The 15,934-nt window shown below is 72.0% G+C and carries 13 protein-coding genes; 9 read left to right on the forward strand and 4 right to left on the reverse strand.

Going from position 1 to position 15,934, the window contains the following annotated elements; all coding sequences use genetic code 11:
- Positions 1 to 6: 6 nt before the first annotated feature.
- Positions 7 to 1,071: a uroporphyrinogen decarboxylase gene (gene hemE / locus ABZ716_RS06730; protein WP_351890000.1), complete on the reverse strand. Its 1,065-nt coding sequence runs from the start codon at positions 1,069 to 1,071 to the stop codon at positions 7 to 9.
- Positions 1,072 to 1,162: 91 nt separating this feature from the next.
- On the opposite strand from hemE, the gene ABZ716_RS06735 reads away from it, so the two are divergent.
- The 5 genes from ABZ716_RS06735 to ABZ716_RS06755 all read left to right on the forward strand — a co-directional run bounded on the left by ABZ716_RS06735 (position 1,163) and on the right by ABZ716_RS06755 (position 7,751).
- On the forward strand, positions 1,163 to 1,819 hold the full coding sequence (locus ABZ716_RS06735) for a DUF3000 domain-containing protein (RefSeq protein ID WP_358812143.1): 657 nt from the start codon (positions 1,163 to 1,165) through the stop codon (positions 1,817 to 1,819).
- Positions 1,820 to 2,112: 293 nt separating this feature from the next.
- On the forward strand, positions 2,113 to 2,775 hold the full coding sequence (locus ABZ716_RS06740) for a response regulator transcription factor (protein WP_069922445.1): 663 nt from the start codon (positions 2,113 to 2,115) through the stop codon (positions 2,773 to 2,775).
- A gap of 122 nt (positions 2,776 to 2,897) precedes the next feature.
- Positions 2,898 to 4,181, forward strand: a complete 1,284-nt coding sequence (locus ABZ716_RS06745; RefSeq protein ID WP_358812144.1) for a ribonuclease D — start codon at positions 2,898 to 2,900, stop codon at positions 4,179 to 4,181.
- Between the two features lie 217 nt (positions 4,182 to 4,398).
- The gene (locus tag ABZ716_RS06750) at positions 4,399 to 5,625 is read left to right on the forward strand and encodes an acetyl-CoA C-acyltransferase (RefSeq protein ID WP_358812145.1); all 1,227 of its coding nucleotides are present in this window, start codon (positions 4,399 to 4,401) and stop codon (positions 5,623 to 5,625) included.
- A complete protein-coding gene (locus ABZ716_RS06755; RefSeq protein ID WP_358957163.1) occupies positions 5,622 to 7,751 on the forward strand; it encodes a 3-hydroxyacyl-CoA dehydrogenase NAD-binding domain-containing protein in 2,130 nt (709 codons plus the stop codon). The genes ABZ716_RS06750 and ABZ716_RS06755 overlap by 4 nt, the downstream gene beginning before the upstream one ends.
- A gap of 63 nt (positions 7,752 to 7,814) precedes the next feature.
- Here the strand turns inward: ABZ716_RS06755 and ABZ716_RS06760 are convergent, their stop codons facing one another.
- Complete coding sequence (locus tag ABZ716_RS06760) at positions 7,815 to 9,554, reverse strand: polysialyltransferase family glycosyltransferase (RefSeq protein ID WP_358957166.1); 1,740 nt, start codon at positions 9,552 to 9,554, stop codon at positions 7,815 to 7,817.
- Positions 9,551 to 10,528 (reverse strand): glycosyltransferase family 2 protein, encoded by a 978-nt coding sequence (locus ABZ716_RS06765; protein ID WP_358957169.1) that lies wholly within the window; start codon positions 10,526 to 10,528, stop codon positions 9,551 to 9,553. Before ABZ716_RS06765 ends, ABZ716_RS06760 begins: the two co-directional genes overlap by 4 nt.
- Before the next feature lie 248 nt (positions 10,529 to 10,776).
- Here ABZ716_RS06765 and ABZ716_RS06770 point away from each other — a divergent pair, with 248 nt between their 5' ends.
- Genes ABZ716_RS06770 through ABZ716_RS06785 form a run of 4 tightly spaced genes read left to right on the forward strand, consistent with a single transcriptional unit; the run spans position 10,777 to position 14,824 of the window.
- Positions 10,777 to 12,054, forward strand: coding sequence for a DUF6716 putative glycosyltransferase (locus ABZ716_RS06770; protein WP_358957171.1), 1,278 nt, complete (start codon positions 10,777 to 10,779; stop codon positions 12,052 to 12,054).
- Complete coding sequence (locus tag ABZ716_RS06775) at positions 12,051 to 12,839, forward strand: acylneuraminate cytidylyltransferase family protein (RefSeq protein ID WP_358957173.1); 789 nt, start codon at positions 12,051 to 12,053, stop codon at positions 12,837 to 12,839. Before ABZ716_RS06770 ends, ABZ716_RS06775 begins: the two co-directional genes overlap by 4 nt.
- Before the next feature lie 6 nt (positions 12,840 to 12,845).
- Positions 12,846 to 13,763: an N-acetylneuraminate synthase family protein gene (locus ABZ716_RS06780; protein WP_358957447.1), complete on the forward strand. Its 918-nt coding sequence runs from the start codon at positions 12,846 to 12,848 to the stop codon at positions 13,761 to 13,763.
- Positions 13,760 to 14,824: a hypothetical protein gene (locus ABZ716_RS06785; protein ID WP_351891819.1), complete on the forward strand. Its 1,065-nt coding sequence runs from the start codon at positions 13,760 to 13,762 to the stop codon at positions 14,822 to 14,824. The genes ABZ716_RS06780 and ABZ716_RS06785 overlap by 4 nt, the downstream gene beginning before the upstream one ends.
- On the opposite strand, the gene ABZ716_RS06790 is transcribed toward ABZ716_RS06785, so the two are convergent.
- Positions 14,798 to 15,925, reverse strand: a complete 1,128-nt coding sequence (locus ABZ716_RS06790) for a hypothetical protein (RefSeq protein WP_358957176.1) — start codon at positions 15,923 to 15,925, stop codon at positions 14,798 to 14,800. The two genes, ABZ716_RS06785 and ABZ716_RS06790, sit on opposite strands and share 27 nt — an antisense overlap.
- Between the last annotated feature and the right edge of the window lie 9 nt (positions 15,926 to 15,934).

Here is a 15,934-nt window from a genome sequence, read left to right on the forward strand (position 1 = left end):
CGGACGCTAGCGCTGCGTGCGGGTGTGGACGTAGTCCACCAGGCGGGTCAGGGCGTCGGGGTCCGTCGTGGGCAGGACGCCGTGGCCCAGGTTGAAGACGTGGCCCTCCAGGCCCGCCGCCGCGGCCAGGACCTCGTCCGTCTTGGCCTCGACGGCCTCCGGGGTGGAGAACAGGACGGCGGGGTCCAGGTTGCCCTGGAGCGCCTTGCCGGGGCCCACCCGGCGGGCGGCCTCGTCCAGCGCGACCCGGTAGTCCACGCCGACGACGTCCGCCCCGGCCTCGCCCATCAGGCCGAGCAGCTCGCCGGTGCCCACGCCGAAGTGGATGCGCGGGACGCCGTAGGAGGCGACGGACTCGAGGACCTTCGCCGACGCCGGCATCACCGAGCGGCGGTAGTCCGCCGGGGACAGCGCGCCGACCCAGGAGTCGAAGAGCTGGACGGCGGAGGCGCCGGCCTCGATCTGGACCTTGAGGAAGGCGGAGGTGATCTCCGCGAGGCGGTCGAGGAGGGCCGACCACAGCTCCGGGTCCCCGTACATCAGGGCCTTGGTGTGCTCGTGGTTCTTGGACGGACCGCCCTCGACGAGGTAGCTCGCGAGGGTGAAAGGCGCACCGGCGAAGCCGATCAACGGCGTGCCGCCGAGTTCACCCGTGAGCATGCCGATCGCCTCGGTGACGTAGCGGACGTCCTCCGGGGTGAGGTCGCGCAGCTGTGCGAGGTCCTCGCGGCGGCGGATGGGCTGGGCGACGACCGGGCCGATGCCGGGCTTGATGTCGAGGTCCACGCCGATGGCCTTGAGCGGCACGACGATGTCGGAGAAGAAGATCGCCGCGTCCACGCCGTGGCGCCGCACGGGCTGGAGGGTGATCTCGGTGACCAGGTCCGGGCGCATGCAGGACTCCAGCATGGCCGTGCCCTCGCGGACCTTGCGGTACTCGGGCAGTGAGCGGCCGGCCTGCCTCATGAACCACACGGGGGTGTGCGGCACCGGCTCGCGCCGGCATGCCTTCAGGAAGGCGGAATCGTACGTCTGACTCGGCTGGCCCTGCGGGCTGGTAGTGGCGCTCACGCGGCAAATCTTCGCACGTATGAAGAAGAGCCCGCCCCGGGGCGGGTGTCCCTGCGCCGCACGGGCGCCCGTTCCGCCTAGTCTTCCCGGCATGGCTGCGGCTCAGGGACGATTTTCAGATGGCGCTGACGGTATGGACGGCGCGAAGGAGAGCTCGGTCCCGCTCCCGTTCCGACGGGCGGTCGACGGCTTGCGCAAGGCACGGCTGCGGCCCGGGATCGAGATCGACCCCACGAAACCGCCCCAGCGGCTGGCCCCGTACGCGTACGCGCTGGAAGCCGCGGTCGTGGACGGGGAGGACGACCTGGCCGACGGCCGGCTGATCCTGCTGCACGATCCGTCCGGGCACGACGCCTGGCAGGGCACCTTCCGGCTGGTGACGCTGGTACGGGCGGAGCTGGAGCCCGAGATGGCCGCGGACCCGCTGCTGCCCGAGGTCAGCTGGTCCTGGCTGACCGGGGCGCTGGAGGCGCGCGGGCTGGCGTACGGGGAGCCCAGCGGCACGGTGACGAGGGCGAGCTCGCACTACTTCGGCGGGCTCGGCGAGCGGCGTCCGGCGACCCAGATCGAGATCCGGGCCTCCTGGACGCCCCGGGAGGGGGTGGGCGGGGTGCCGGACACCTCCGCGCACCTGGCGGCCTGGTGCGAGCTGCTGTGCCAGGTCGCGGGGCTGCCGCCGGTGGGGCCGGCGGAGGGCGCGCCGGGCGTGGTGTCCCTGCCACAGCGGCGCGGTCCGCACCACCCGTAGCGGGCGGCCCCGTACGGCTGTCCGGAGGGTGCGGGGGACATGCGGGCGGTGTCCGGCGGCGGGGAGCGATCGTTCACGGTCGTGACGGAGGGTCAAAGCCTTGCGGTGATGCGGGCTTCTGATCATCCCTTGATCGATCGTGCGTCCGAATTGCCCGAATTGTTACTCACCAAATCGTGATCATTCCCTAAAGCCGGGCGGGTGACGTGCCGAAGGAGTCAGTGACCATCCGCACGGCGCACCGGCTTCCTTCCCCGAGCCGGCCCGTCCCGCCACTCCCCCAGGAGGCTCAGGTGTCCGTTCTTCTCGAGCAGCCCGCAAGCCTGGTCGCCTACCGTCCCAACAAGCCGACGGCCATGGTCGTCGTGGCCGACCCGCGCGTCCGCTCCACCGTGACGCGCCATCTGTGGGCCCTCGGGGTCCGCGACGTGATCGAGGCGTCGTCCATCGCGGAGGCCCGCCCCCGCGTCGGCAGCCCGCGCGACATCTGCGTGGCCGACGTCCACCTGCCGGACGGCTCCGGTCTCACCCTGCTGTCCGAGACCCGCGCCGCCGGCTGGCCGAACGGCCTGGCCCTGTCCGCCGCCGATGACATCGGTGCCGTCCGCAACGCCCTCGCGGGCGGTGTGAAGGGCTACGTGGTCACCGGCACCCGTACCAACATCGGCCTCCCCTCCCGGCCCGGCGCCGCCCCCATCGGTGCCGCCGCCGCCCGTATGCACCGCCGCCCCCCGGGTGCCCCGAGCCACCCGGGCGGCTACCGCGAGCTGTCCGGCCGCGAGGTCGAGGTCCTGCGCCTCGTCGCGGAGGGCCAGTCCAACAAGGCCATCGGCGTCTCGATGGGCCTGTCCGCCCTGACCGTCAAGTCCCACCTCGCCCGCATCGCCCGCAAGCTCGGCACGGGCGACCGCGCCGGCATGGTCGCCGTCGCACTGCGGACGGGAATCATCCACTGATCCGGCCCTGAGCCCACCGGGCCGGAGCCGGCGATCCCGGCAGGGCCCGTACCCTCCCCCTCGCGCCCGTCGACGGAACGTTCCGGCGACGGGCGCGTCACATACCCGGATACCCTTGACCGGTGACCGACGCCCAAGAGACCGCAGCACACCTGCGCACCACCACCGGGGGCGGCCCCCCGGACGAAGAGGTTTCGTCCGATGGGCTGCCGATTCCCCTGCTGGAGCCCCGTGAGGGCATCCCGCCCGTCGTGGCCGACGCCGAGGCGCTCGCCGAGGTCGTCGCGGCCTTCGCCGCGGGCAGCGGACCCGTCGCCGTCGATGCCGAGCGCGCCTCCGGCTACCGCTACGGGCAGCGCGCCTACCTGGTGCAGCTGCGCCGCGAGGGCGCGGGTTCGGCGCTGATCGACCCGGTCGGCTGCCCGGACCTCTCCGCCCTGGGCGAGGCCCTGTCCGGCACCGAGTGGATCCTGCACGCCGCCACCCAGGACCTGCCCTGCCTGCGCGACATAGGCATGACGCCCACCACCCTGTTCGACACCGAGCTGGCGGGCCGCCTGGCCGGCTTCCCGCGGGTCGGGCTCGGCGCGATGGTCGAGGGCGTCCTCGGCTACGTGCTGGAGAAGGGACACTCCGCCGTCGACTGGTCCACCCGCCCGCTGCCCGAGCCCTGGCTGCGCTACGCCGCGCTGGACGTGGAGCTGCTGGTCGACCTGCGGGACGCGCTGGAGAAGGAGCTGGACCGGCAGGGCAAGCTGGAGTGGGCCCGCCAGGAGTTCGACGCCATCGCCTCCGCCCCGCCCGCCCCGCCGCGCAAGGACCCCTGGCGCCGTACGTCCGGTATGCACAAGGTGCGCCGGCGCCGGCAGATGGCCGTGGTGCGGGAGCTGTGGGAGGCCCGCGACCGGATCGCGCAGCGCCGCGACGTCTCGCCGGGCAAGGTGCTGGGTGACGCCGCGATCGTCGAGGCGGCGCTGGCCGTTCCGGCGAACGTGCACGCGCTGTCCGCCCTGCCGGGGTACGGGCAGCGGATGGGCCGGCGTCAGCTGGAGCAGTGGATGGCCGCCGTGGACCGGGCGAAGGCCCTGCCGGAGAGCGAGCTGCCGCAGCCCGGCGCCGCCCCGTCGGGCCCGCCGCCGCCGCGCGCCTGGGCGGACAAGGACCCGGCCGCCGCGGCCCGGCTGTCGGCGGCCCGTGCGGCCGTCTCGGCGCTGGCGGAGGGGCTGAACCTCCCCCAGGAGAACCTGATCGCCCCCGACACGGTCCGCCGGCTGTGCTGGGAGCCGCCCCGCCGGATCGACACGGACGCGGTGGCCGAGGCCCTGGCGGGCTACGGCGCCCGCCCGTGGCAGGTCGAGCAGGTCACCCCGGCCCTGGTGACGGCCCTGGTGTCGGCCGCCTCCTGACCCGTGTCCCACCCGAGAGCCCCCGTCCCCGCAGTGCGGACGGGGGCTCTTCGCGTGCGGGGCGGGTCCCCTCACGGTGTGACCTTCGCCGCTGTTCGGGGCGGGGGTGTGCACATGGGTTACCCGCAAGTAGCATGGGCCGGGTGAGCGGGCGCTCAGTCCAGACGGAGCGCTCCGCCGCGCAGCAGTGCACACCCGCACCTGGAGGAGAGCCAACGTGCCTCGTACCGTCAGGGACGTCGTCTTCGTCGACGGCGTCCGCACCCCGTTCGGCAAGGCGGGCCCGAAGGGCATCTACCACGAGACCCGCGCCGACGACCTCGTCGTGAAGGCGATCCGGGAGCTGCTGCGCCGCAACCCGGACCTGGACCCCAAGAAGATCGACGAGGTCGCCATCGCCGCGACCACGCAGATCGGTGACCAGGGCCTGACGCTGGGCCGCACGGCCGGCATCCTCGCGGGCCTCCCGCAGTCCGTCCCGGGCTACTCCATCGACCGCATGTGCGCCGGCGCGCTGACCGCCGTGACCGCCGTCGCGGGCGGTGTGGCCTTCGGTGCGTACGACGTCGCCCTCGCCGGCGGTGTCGAGCACATGGGCCGCCACCCCATGGGTGAGGGCGTGGACCCCAACCCGCGCTTCGTCTCCGAGAAGCTGGTCGACGAGTCCGCCCTGTTCATGGGCATGACCGCCGAGAACCTGCACGACCGGTACCCCACGATCACCAAGCTCCGCGCCGACGAGTACGCCGTGCGCTCGCAGGAGAAGGCCGCCAAGGCGTACGCCGACGGCAAGATCCAGCAGGACCTGGTGCCGATCTCGGTGCGCAACACCAACGCGGAGGCCGGTGAGACGGGCTGGGGCCTGGTCACCGCCGACGAGCCGATGCGCCCGGGCACCACGCTGGAGAACCTGGCCGGCCTGAAGACCCCGTTCCGTACGCACGGCCGGGTCACCGCGGGCAACGCCGCCGGTCTCAACGACGGTGCCACCGCCGCGATCATCGCCTCCGAGGACTTCGCCCGCGAGAACAACCTCCCGGTCAAGATGCGCCTCGTCTCGTACTCCTTCGCGGGCGTCGAGCCGGAGGTCATGGGCTACGGCCCGATCCCGGCCACCGAGAAGGCCCTCGCCCAGGCGGGCCTGTCCATCGAGGACATCGGCCTGTTCGAGATCAACGAAGCCTTCGCGGTCCAGGTCCTCGCGTTCCTGGAGCACTACGGCATCGCCGACGACGACGCCCGCGTCAACCAGTACGGCGGCGCGATCGCCTTCGGCCACCCGCTGGCCTCCTCCGGCGTCCGCCTGATGACGCAGCTGGCCCGCCAGTTCGAGGAGCAGCCGCACGTCCGCTACGGCCTGACCACGATGTGCGTCGGCTTCGGCATGGGCGCCACCGTCATCTGGGAGAACCCGCACTTCGACGCCGAGGGAGACTCCAAGTGAGCACCACCGCTGAGCTCCTGAAGGGCGCGGCCGAGCTGTTCCCGGACGAGGTCGTCACGTCCGCGCACGTCCGCCACCTGGACCTGCCGTTCGGCGCCGGGCGCTTCGCGCTCATCACGCTGGACAACGGCTTCGACCACACCAAGCCGACCACCTTCGGCCCGCAGTCCCTCGCCAACCTCAACGCGGCGATCGACCAGGTCGAGCAGGAGGCCCTCGCGGGCTCCGTCGTCGGCGTGGGCATCACCGGCAAGCCGTTCATCTTCGCGGTCGGCGCCGACCTCAAGGGCGTCGAGCTGCTGAAGAACCACGACGAGGCGCTGGCCATCGGCAAGGGAGGCCACGACGTCTTCAAGCGCCTGGCCGCGCTGGCCGTGCCCACCTTCGCGTACTACAACGGCGCGGCGATGGGCGGCGGTGTCGAGGTCGGTCTGCACTGCACCTACCGCACCGTCTCGAAGGCCATCCCGGCCTTCTCCCTGCCCGAGGTCTTCCTCGGCCTGGTTCCGGGCTGGGGCGGCTGCGCCCTGCTGCCGAACCTGATCGGCGCGGAGCGCGCGGTCTCGGTGATCATCGAGAACTCGCTCAACCAGAACCGCCAGCTCAAGGGCAAGCAGGTCTTCGAGCTCGGGATCGCCGACGCGATCTTCGAGGGCGCCGACTTCCTGGAGCAGTCCCTGATCTGGACCGCGAAGGTCCTGGGGGGCGAGACCGAGGTCGTACGGGCCGAGATCGACCGCGGTGACGCGTGGGACGCGGCCGTCGCCAAGGGCCGCTTCATCGCGGACTCCAAGGTGCACGGCGCCGCCCCGGCCGCCTACCGCGCGCTGGACATCATCGCCGCGGCCAAGGACGGCGACCTCCAGGCCGGCTTCGACGCCGAGGACAAGGCGCTCGCCGACCTCATCATGGGCGGCGAGCTGCGCTCGGGCATCTACGCCTTCAACCTGGTCCAGAAGCGCGCCAAGCGCCCGGCCGGCGCCCCGGACAAGTCCCTGGCCCGTCCGGTCACCAAGGTCGGCGTGGTCGGCGCGGGCCTGATGGCCTCGCAGCTGGCGCTGCTGTTCCTGCGCCGCCTGGAGGTGCCGGTGGTGCTCACCGACATCGACCAGGAGCGCGTGGACAAGGGTGTGGGCTACGTCCACGCCGAGATCCAGAAGCTGCTGGCCAAGGGCCGGATCAACCAGGACAAGGCCAACCGCCTGACCGCCCTGGTCACCGGTGTCCTGGACAAGGCCGAGGGCTTCGCGGACGCGGACTTCATCATCGAGGCCGTGTTCGAGGAGATGTCCGTCAAGCAGAAGGTGTTCGCGGAGGTCGAGGCGGTCGCCCCGGCGCACGCGATCCTCGCCACCAACACCTCCTCGCTGTCGGTGTCGGAGATGGCCTCCAAGCTCCAGCACCCGGAGCGCGTGGTCGGCTTCCACTTCTTCAACCCGGTCGCGATCCTCCCGCTGCTGGAGATCGTCCGCGGTGAGCAGACGGACGACGCCTCGCTGGCCACCGCCTTCGGTGTCGCCAAGAAGCTGAAGAAGACGGCCGTGCTGACGAAGGACGCCCCGGCGTTCGTCGTGAACCGCATCCTGACCCGCTTCATGGGCGAGATCCAGAACGTCATCGACGAGGGCACCCCGGTGGCCACCGCCGAGAAGGCCATCGAGCCGCTCGGCCTGCCGATGTCGCCGCTGGTGCTGCTGGAGCTCGTCGGGCCGGCGATCGGCCTGCACGTCTCCGAGACCCTCAACCGGGCCTTCCCGGAGCGCTTCACCGTCTCCCCGAACCTCAAGCGGGTCGTCGAGGCCGGCAAGCGCGGGTTCTACGTCTACGACTCCGGCAAGCCGGAGCTGGACCCCGAGGTCGCCGCGCTCCTGGTGCAGGGCGACTCCGTCCTGACGGAGGAGCAGGTCCGCGACCGTGTCCTGGACGCGGTGGCGCAGGAGATCGGTCTGATGCTGGAGGAGGGTGTCGTGGCCGAGGCCCAGGACATCGACCTCTGCCTCATCACCGGTGCGGGCTGGCCCTTCCACCTGGGCGGCATCACCCCGTACCTGGACCGTGAGGGCGTCTCCGAGCGGGTGAACGGCAAGAAGTTCCTCGCCCCGGGCGTCGCGAGCGTCCCGGCGTAACGCCACGGAACCACGAGAGGGCCCCGTCCGCAGCGGTTCGCGGACGGGGCCCTCTCGCGTGGTTCACCTCCGGCCGAGCCGGCCGCCCTTGACCAGGCGCTGCGCGGCCGGCGACGCGGGGTTGATGCTCAGCGCCCGCTGGCCGGCCTGGCGGCGCAGGTCGTCCCCGTGCCGGCCGAGCTTGGCCGCGGTCTCGGCGATCCGCAGCCAGACCAGGGCGCGCCCGCTGTCCTCGGAGATCTGGACGGCCCGCTCGATCCGCCGCCGGGCCTGGTCGGTCTCCTTGCGGCGGATGTGGGCCTGGGCCATGCCCAGGAGCAGGTCGAGGTTCTCCTGCTCGGCGAGCAGCCGGGCGCCGACCTCCAGGACGCCCCGGTCGTCCTTGGCCTCCAGCAGGGAGGCGAACCCGCTCATCGTGATGTCGGTGAAGGGGACCTCGTCCGGCCGGCTGCGCTCGCCGGTGCTGCGCAGGGTCCAGCCGAGGCCGCGCCGCCACTTCCAGGTGCGCGGGCCGGGCAGTTCCAGACGGGTGCGGGTGCGCTCGTTGAAGTGCATGGCCAGCTCGGGCCGGCCCTCCCACTGGTCGACGGCCGCGGCGATGTACTGCTCCGCCACCGGGCGCAGGAAGGCGTACCGCTTGGGCTGCATGCAGTACCCGACGGCCTGGACGTACGGGGTGACCTCGGTGCGGATGTGCTCCACGTCGAGGATCCGGTCCGCCGGGGCGGCCGTCGGCACGTCCAGGTCGGGAACCAGGGCGTGGGTGAGGGTGGCGGGGATGCGGTTGCTGTTGGCGTAGGGCCGCATCCGCCGGACGACCTCCAGCGCGCCGATCTGCGCGACGGGGATCCCGTACAGGGCGCGGGCGGTGAACAGGCCGGTGGAGAAGCAGCCGATCACCTGGCGGGGGCGCAGGTACGCGAAGACGGTCTCGGCGAGGACGGGGACGTCCAGGACGAGGAAGGGGACGCCGGCCTCCCTGGCGGCCCCGGCGAGGGCGTCGGAGAGGCTGGAGGGGGCGCTGGGGTGGGGTTTGAAGACCACGCAGGTGTGGCCGAGCCGTACCGCGTGCTCGAACATGCGCCGGTGCAGCTCCTCCTCTTCCTCCTCGGTGAGGATGCCGAGGGGGGAGAGGTACTGGCCGAGGAGGAGCGCGGTCTGCGGGCCGAGTCCGGCGAGCTGCGGCGGGATCACCCGGTCGAGGATCGGGCGGCACTCCTCGGTGAGCTCCGCCATCAGCTTGAGGACGGCGCCGGTGTGCACGGGCTGCGAGGGGGTCCCGTACTCGGTGAGGAGCATGGGGAGCAGAGTGGGGATCAGGTCGAGGTAGAGGACCTGTTCGATGCGGCCGTGGAGGGAGCGGGGCAGGTCGTTGCGGGTGGGGCCGTAGCTCATGACCCCGTCGGCGTACACGGCGAGGCTGGCGTCGGAGAAGATCTTGCAGAGGGTCTGGGCGGGTTTGACCTGGATGGACTCGACGACGAGTTCCAGGGGGCCCGGCCGGATGCCCATCTTCTCCCCCATGACGGTGCGCCAGAGGGGGGCGTCCTCGTCGCGGGGGGCCCACAGCGCGGGGTGGAAGGGGTAGATGAGGTCGTTCCAGTAGACGACGCGGTGGAAGCGCTTCAGGACGGCGGCGGCGCCGGGCATGTGGTGCAGCGGCGTGGCGACCTCGGGGATGTCGACGTTGTTGCAGACGAGCAGGATGCGCTCGCGGTCGTCCCGGCCGAGCTGGCCGGCGTCGATGGCGGCGGCCACCGTCATGGCGCCGTAGAGGGTGGAGGCGGCGAAGATACGGGTCATCGGGCGGCGGCACCCTGGTGCTGGGACATCAGTGCCCTGAGCTTGTTCACGCGTGCGGAGTCCATTCCTGCCAGGGTCCCTTCCAGGATGTCCTGGGGAAGGTCGAAGAGGGTCTGCGCGCCGCGTTCCCACAGGAGCGCGCGGGTGAGTTCCTCGTAGTCCTCGGCGCGGTCCAGGTGAATGACGATGAGCGCGCACAGGGTGCGCATCGCCTTGAACGACAGTTCATATCCGCGCGGGTGGCGGGCCAGCTCGTCGAAAATCAGCCGGAAGGCGGGAAGGAAGTCCAGCTGCCGTTCGTCGGGGACCTTGGTGAGCGAAGTGGAGACGTCCCGGCGGTAGAAGATGCCGTGGAGGTCGACCACGCCGAAGGAGCGCATCCGCAGGTGCAGCTTGTAGAACCAGGGCCGGTCCTCGGCGGTGCGCAGGGACTCGTCGAAGAACAGCGCGTCGGCCTCGCGCAGGCGTTCGCGGTCGTAGATGCCGGCCCAGGACTGCGGGTAGTCCATGAAGGTGGAGGCGTCGACCGGGCCTATGTAGTCCGCGGGATTCAGCGGAAGGGCCCTGGGGGCGAGCGGAGCCGCCACTATCTTGCGTTTCCGCCCGTACACCCGGACATGGCCGGTGCGCAGGAAATCGACGCCGGACTGGCTCATCCAGCCGACGAGCTGGGCGAGATATCCGGGTGCGTACCAGTCGTCCCCGTCGAGGAAGGTGACAAAACGTCCGCGGGCCGCGGCCAGACCTATGTTGCGGGTCGCGGAAATTCCCAGGTTGTGTTCGTTGCGGATGAGGACGGCGCCGGGAATGCCGGGCACCGTCTCCCGCAGGACCTCTGATGTCCCGTCAACGGACGCGTCGTCCACCACGATGAACTCGAAGTCCTCCCGGGCATTCAGAGCCAAGGACTTGAGCGCCGTCCGACAGAAGTCGCGCACGTCACACATCGCGACGATTACCGAAAGGGTCACCATCGGCCGGCACCCACCTTCTCCCCATTCACCGACACTGGCGCCATCATGTCAGAGCCTCCCGGAGAACCCGAACGGCGCTTGGGGTGTGACGTACAACTCCCCCGGGGGTCGAGGCCAATTCGTGACACATAAGGCTCAGGTGAGGAGGTAAGGTCTAACGGGCCGAGCGGCCATCCCGCCCGTGTCCGTGCCCGGCTGCGGCCCTGCCGACGGCAGTCGGGCTTCGCCGACCGACCGGGAATCCACCAGTGCGCATCCACGTGCTCGCAGACTCCGACACCCGCTGGAAATGGGGTGCGGGGCTGGCGGTGGGGCTGGCGCCGGGCAGCGAGGTCCACGCGCACATGCTGCGCGGCCGCAGCACACCCACGGCGCGCCAGCTGGCGGAGGTCGGCATCACCCCCTCCTCCCTCACCGAGACCACGCTCGCCGAGTTCGCGGCCCAGCCCTCGCTCGCCACCGCGGACGTGATCATCCTGGGCACGGTCGGCGGCGCCACCCACGCGGCCCTGCACGCGCTGGCCCACCGTTTCGCCGGCGCCGCGCACCGGCCGGTGCTGATGACCGGATATGTCGGCGTGGTCTACGAGAAGATGGCCGACGGCCTGCTGCTGCGCGCGGGCGCCGATATCGTCCTCGCCAACAGCCCTTTCGACAGGCGCCGTTTCACCGAGGTGTACGAACCTCTCGGAATTCCCGCCTCCAGCATCGTGCAGACGGCGCTGCCCTTTCTCGACCAGAGGCCCTACGACCCGGCCCGGACTTTCGCCGAACACCCCTATACCGTGTGTTTCGCCGTGCAGCCCTCCGTGCCCGCGGACCGCGGTGGACGCCTTTATCTGCTGCGCCGCGCGATATCCCACGCCCGGCTGCGGCCCGGGCGTGACGTCCTGGTCAAACTCCGTAGCCGGCCGGGTGAGGCGACCACCCATGTGGAGGCGTACCACTATCAGGTCCTGGCGGAGCAGCTGGACGAACCGCTGCCGCCCAACCTGCATTTCGTGTACGGGAACATGTCGCAGACCCTCGACCGCACCGATCTCCTGGTGACCGTGAGTTCCACGGCCGCCCTCGAATCCATGCACCGGGGAATGCCGACCGCCATCCTGAGTGATCTCGGCGTACGGGAGATCCACGGCAACCATTACTTCACGGGTTCGGGCTGCGTCACCGACTGGACCGCCATAGACGAGGGCGCGGCCCCGATCGCGAACGAGGCGTGGACGGTCGACCAGGGAATCCGTTCCACCGATCCCTTCGGGGAACTCCGCGACCGGATCGCCGCGTTGCGCGGCCGCCCGCTGCCGCCGATCTCCCCCTACTACACCGCCGCGAGCGCCCCGGAATACGTCGGAACGCTGCTGCGCCGCCGGGGCCTCAATCCGGACGGCTCCCCCGGTGCGGGCGCCGCCGCGGCCCGTTCCCGCGGCCCGATGAAGCGCACCTCGCGGCGCGTGCTCAAGGTGGCCTACCAGTTCGGGGTCCAGCGCGTGGCCCCGAAGATCCAGCAGTGGGGCGGCGTATGAGCCTCCCCTCCCCCTCCCAGGAGAGCAGCCCTGTGAACGTCACCGCCGTCATACCCGCCCGGGGCGGATCGAAGGGCATCCCCGGCAAGAACGTCGCCGAGGTCGGCGGGGTCCCGCTGGTGGCCCGCGCCGTACGGGCCTGCCTGGGCGCCGCCCGGGTGACCCGGGTGGCGGTGTCCACCGACGACCCGGCCATCGCCCGGGCCGCCCGGGAGGCCGGCGCCGAGGTGGTGGACCGTCCCGCCGAGCTGGGCTCGGACCGGGCGTCCAGCGAGTCGGCGCTGCTGCACGCGCTGGACCTGCTGGAGGAACGTCACGCCGAAACCGTGGACGTCCTGGTCTTCGTCCAGTGCACCAGCCCCTTCCTCACCTCCGAGGAGGTGGACGAGGCGGTCCTGGCGATCGTCCGCGACGGCGCCGACTCCGCCTTCACCGCCGTGCCCTTCCACGGCTTCCTATGGACCGCCGACCCCGGCGCCGGGCCCGGCCACCGGGCGCGGGGCGTCAACCACGACAGCGCGGTCCGGCTGCGCCGCCAGGACCGCAGGCCCGAGTACCTGGAGTCGGGCGCCGTCTACGCGATGCGCGCCGAGGGCTTCCGGCGCAGCGGCCACCGCTTCTTCGGCCGGACCCAGCTCGTCCCCACCGCCCCCGAGCGGGCCATCGAGCTCGACGAGCCCGGGGACCTCGACCGGGCCCGGGCCCTGGCCCCGCTCCTGGACCCCCCGCAGACTTCGGCGAGCCCCTCGCCGCAACCCCAGCAGTACCCCGGAAAGGAACTCTGAACAGTGGTGCACAGCAACCGGATCCGCCGTATCGGCGACAGGGAGGTCGGCGCCGGCCGGCCCGCCTACGTGATCGGTGAGATCGGGATCAACCACAACGGCGAGCTGGCCAACGCCATCGCGCTCATCGACGCCGCCGCCGACGCCGGCTGTGACGCGGTCAAGTTCCAGAAGCGCACCCCCGAGATATGCACCCCCCGCGACCAGTGGGACATCGAGCGGGACACCCCCTGGGGCCGTATGACGTACATCGACTACCGCCACCGCGTCGAGTTCGGCGAGGACGAGTACCGGGCGATCGACGAGCACTGCGCGCAGCGCGGCATCGACTGGTTCGCCTCCCCGTGGGACACCGAGGCCGTCACCTTCCTGGAGAAGTTCGACGTGCCCGCCCACAAGGTGGCCTCCGCCTCCCTGACCGACGACGAGCTCCTCCTGGCCCTGCGCGCCACGGGCAAGACGGTGATCCTGTCCACCGGTATGTCCACCCCGCAGCAGATCCGGCACGCGGTGGAGGTGCTCGGCAGCGAGAACATCATCCTGCTGCACGCCACCTCCACCTACCCGGCCAGGGCCGAGGAGCTCAACCTGCGGGTGATCAACAGCCTGGAGGCGGCCTACCCCAACGTTCCGATCGGCTACTCCGGCCACGAGACGGGCCTGCAGACCACCGTGGCCGCCGTCGCCATGGGTGCCTGCGCGGTCGAGCGGCACATCACCCTCGACCGGGCCATGTGGGGCTCCGACCAGGCCGCCTCCGTCGAGCCCGGCGGCCTCGCCCGCCTCGTGCGCGACATCCGCACCATCGAGACCGCCCTCGGCGACGGCGTCAAGAAGGTCTACGACTCCGAGCTCGGCCCCATGAAGAAGCTCCGCCGCGTCCAGGGCACGCTGTCCGCCGAGGGCGTGACGGCCTCGGCATGAGCGAGACCCTCGCCCTGGTGGAGAGCCCGGCTCAACTACTGAATGTCCTGGAGTGGGCCCACTCCCACCCGGGCGAGGCAGCGTCCCTCACCATCGCCGTCCTCCAGCCGGTGGACCCGCGCTCGCGCGCCCAGGTCCGCCGGCTGTGCCGGTTCGCCTCGCAGGCCAAGGTGGCCTGGCGGCGCTACGAGGTCCGCGCGGGGTACCTGGGGAGGGCCGGCGAGCTGGTGCGCCTCGGCCGGGCCGTGGCGGCGGCCCGGCGCCTGGTGATCGGGGACCTGTTCTCGCGCACCATCCAGCTGCTGCTGCCGCGCTCGCGGGCCCGCGAGGTGGTCGTCGTCGACGACGGCACGGCCACCACCGAGCTGGTGGCCCTCCTGACCAGCGGTCAGCAGCTGACCCGGTGGCACCAGGGTGACGCCCGCTCCGCCAAGGGCGGCCCGGTGAACAAGTGGCTGGCCCGCGAGGAGCTGGAGCGGGCCGTCTTCTTCACCTGCATGCCGGTGGCCGCGCCGCCCGGCGCCGAGGTGCGGCCCAACGAGTACGCCTGGAGCCGGGCCACCTTCGGCCCGGCGCGCCCCCGGCCCGGTGCGGACCTGGCGGGCAGTTCCCTGGTCGAGACCGGGGTCATCGACGAGGACCGCTACATCGAGGCCGTCGCCTGGATCGCCCGCACCCGGGCGGCCGGCCGCTATCTGGCGCACCGCCGCGAGAGCCCGCAGAAGCTGGAGCGGATCGCCGGGCTGACCGGTATGGAGATCGTCCACCCCGAACTGCCGCTGGAGCTGACGGCGCTGACCGAGCCCATCGGACTGTCCCTGCTGACCTTCGCCTCCACCGTGGCCTACACCCTGCCGATCGTGCTGCGCGGGGCCCCGGTACGGGTGGAGCTGTGCGAGATCGACGACGCCTGGATCACCCCGGACACGGCGGCCCGCTCGGTGGACTTCCTGCGCCGCATCTCCAGCCTGGCCATCGCCCGGCACGGCCTGGCCAGCATCCCGCCGCAGGGCCGGCGCCGGACGGGAGAGCGGTCAGAAGCGCTGCCAGCGGCCCAGTGACAGGCCCGAGCTGTCCTTCTGCCGGTTGACCAGGAGTTCCCCGCGGGCGCTGATCGAGGCGATGACGACCAGGCCGTGGGCGTCGACCGCGAGGGCCGGGGACTCCAGGCACTCCTCGCCGATCGCCGTCCACCACAGTCCGGCCGCCTCGTGCTCCGTCGGGTACGCGGCCAGCGCCGTACGGCCGTCCACGGCGCGGTGGGCCAGCACGGTGCAGTCGTACCCGTCGACCAGGGCGCGGACGGCGGCCACCGTCCCGTAGGCCGGCCCGCCGCCCAGGGCCAGCACCCCGGCACCCTCACGGTAGGCGAACACCCCGCTGCCGTCGGCCGCGTGCCAGAAGTGGGTGACCCGGCCGGGAGCCGTCTCCAGGGTCCGCACCGATCCGTCCTGGGCGAGGTACGGGATGTCCTCGCCCTTCTTCAGGGGGCCGCCCGGTCCGCTTTGGGCCCACAGGGCCAGCCCCTTCTCGCCGGGGACGGCCAGCCGGACGCGGCCGTCGCCGTCCGAGGAGGCGCAGACGCCCTCGAACGCCTTGCTGCCCCGCAGGTCCTCCCACCCGGCCCACTTGCCCTTCTTGTCCTGGCGTTTGACGTGGATTCCGCGCCCGGCGTTGCGGACGAAGACGTGCGGCGCGCCCTGGGCGTCCACCGCCACGGCCGGGGGGCCGCCGCGATGGGCCATGTCGGGGTTGCGGTAGAGGGGGCCGAGGGACTCCCAGGGGCCCATCGGGCGGCCGCTCTGGTACTGCACCGCGTGGTGGTAGCTGACGGTCTCGGCGCCCTCGGTGCGGGTCCGGCGCCGGCCCGCGAAGTGGGCGTACCCGTCGGGGCCCTGACCCACCGCGAGGTCGGTCAGGCCGTCGGCGGGGAAGAGGTCGGGGCCGCTCCAGTCGGGGCCGCCGGGGACGCGTTCGGTCCAGCGCAGGAGGCCGTTCTCGGTGCGTGCGTACGCGGTGAGCCGGCCGTCCTTGCCGGCGAGGACCCAGCGTCCGGTCACGGGGCCCAGGGCCACCCGGTTCCAGTCGCGGGCGGGTGCCTGGCCGGGGCCCGCCGTGCGGGCGGGGGATTTGTTCGGACTGCGTCTGGATCGCGTCGCCATGGACCGCAA

Source organism: Streptomyces sp. NPDC006687 (genome assembly GCF_040636215.1).
Taxonomy (GTDB): Bacteria; Actinomycetota; Actinomycetes; order Streptomycetales; family Streptomycetaceae; genus Streptomyces.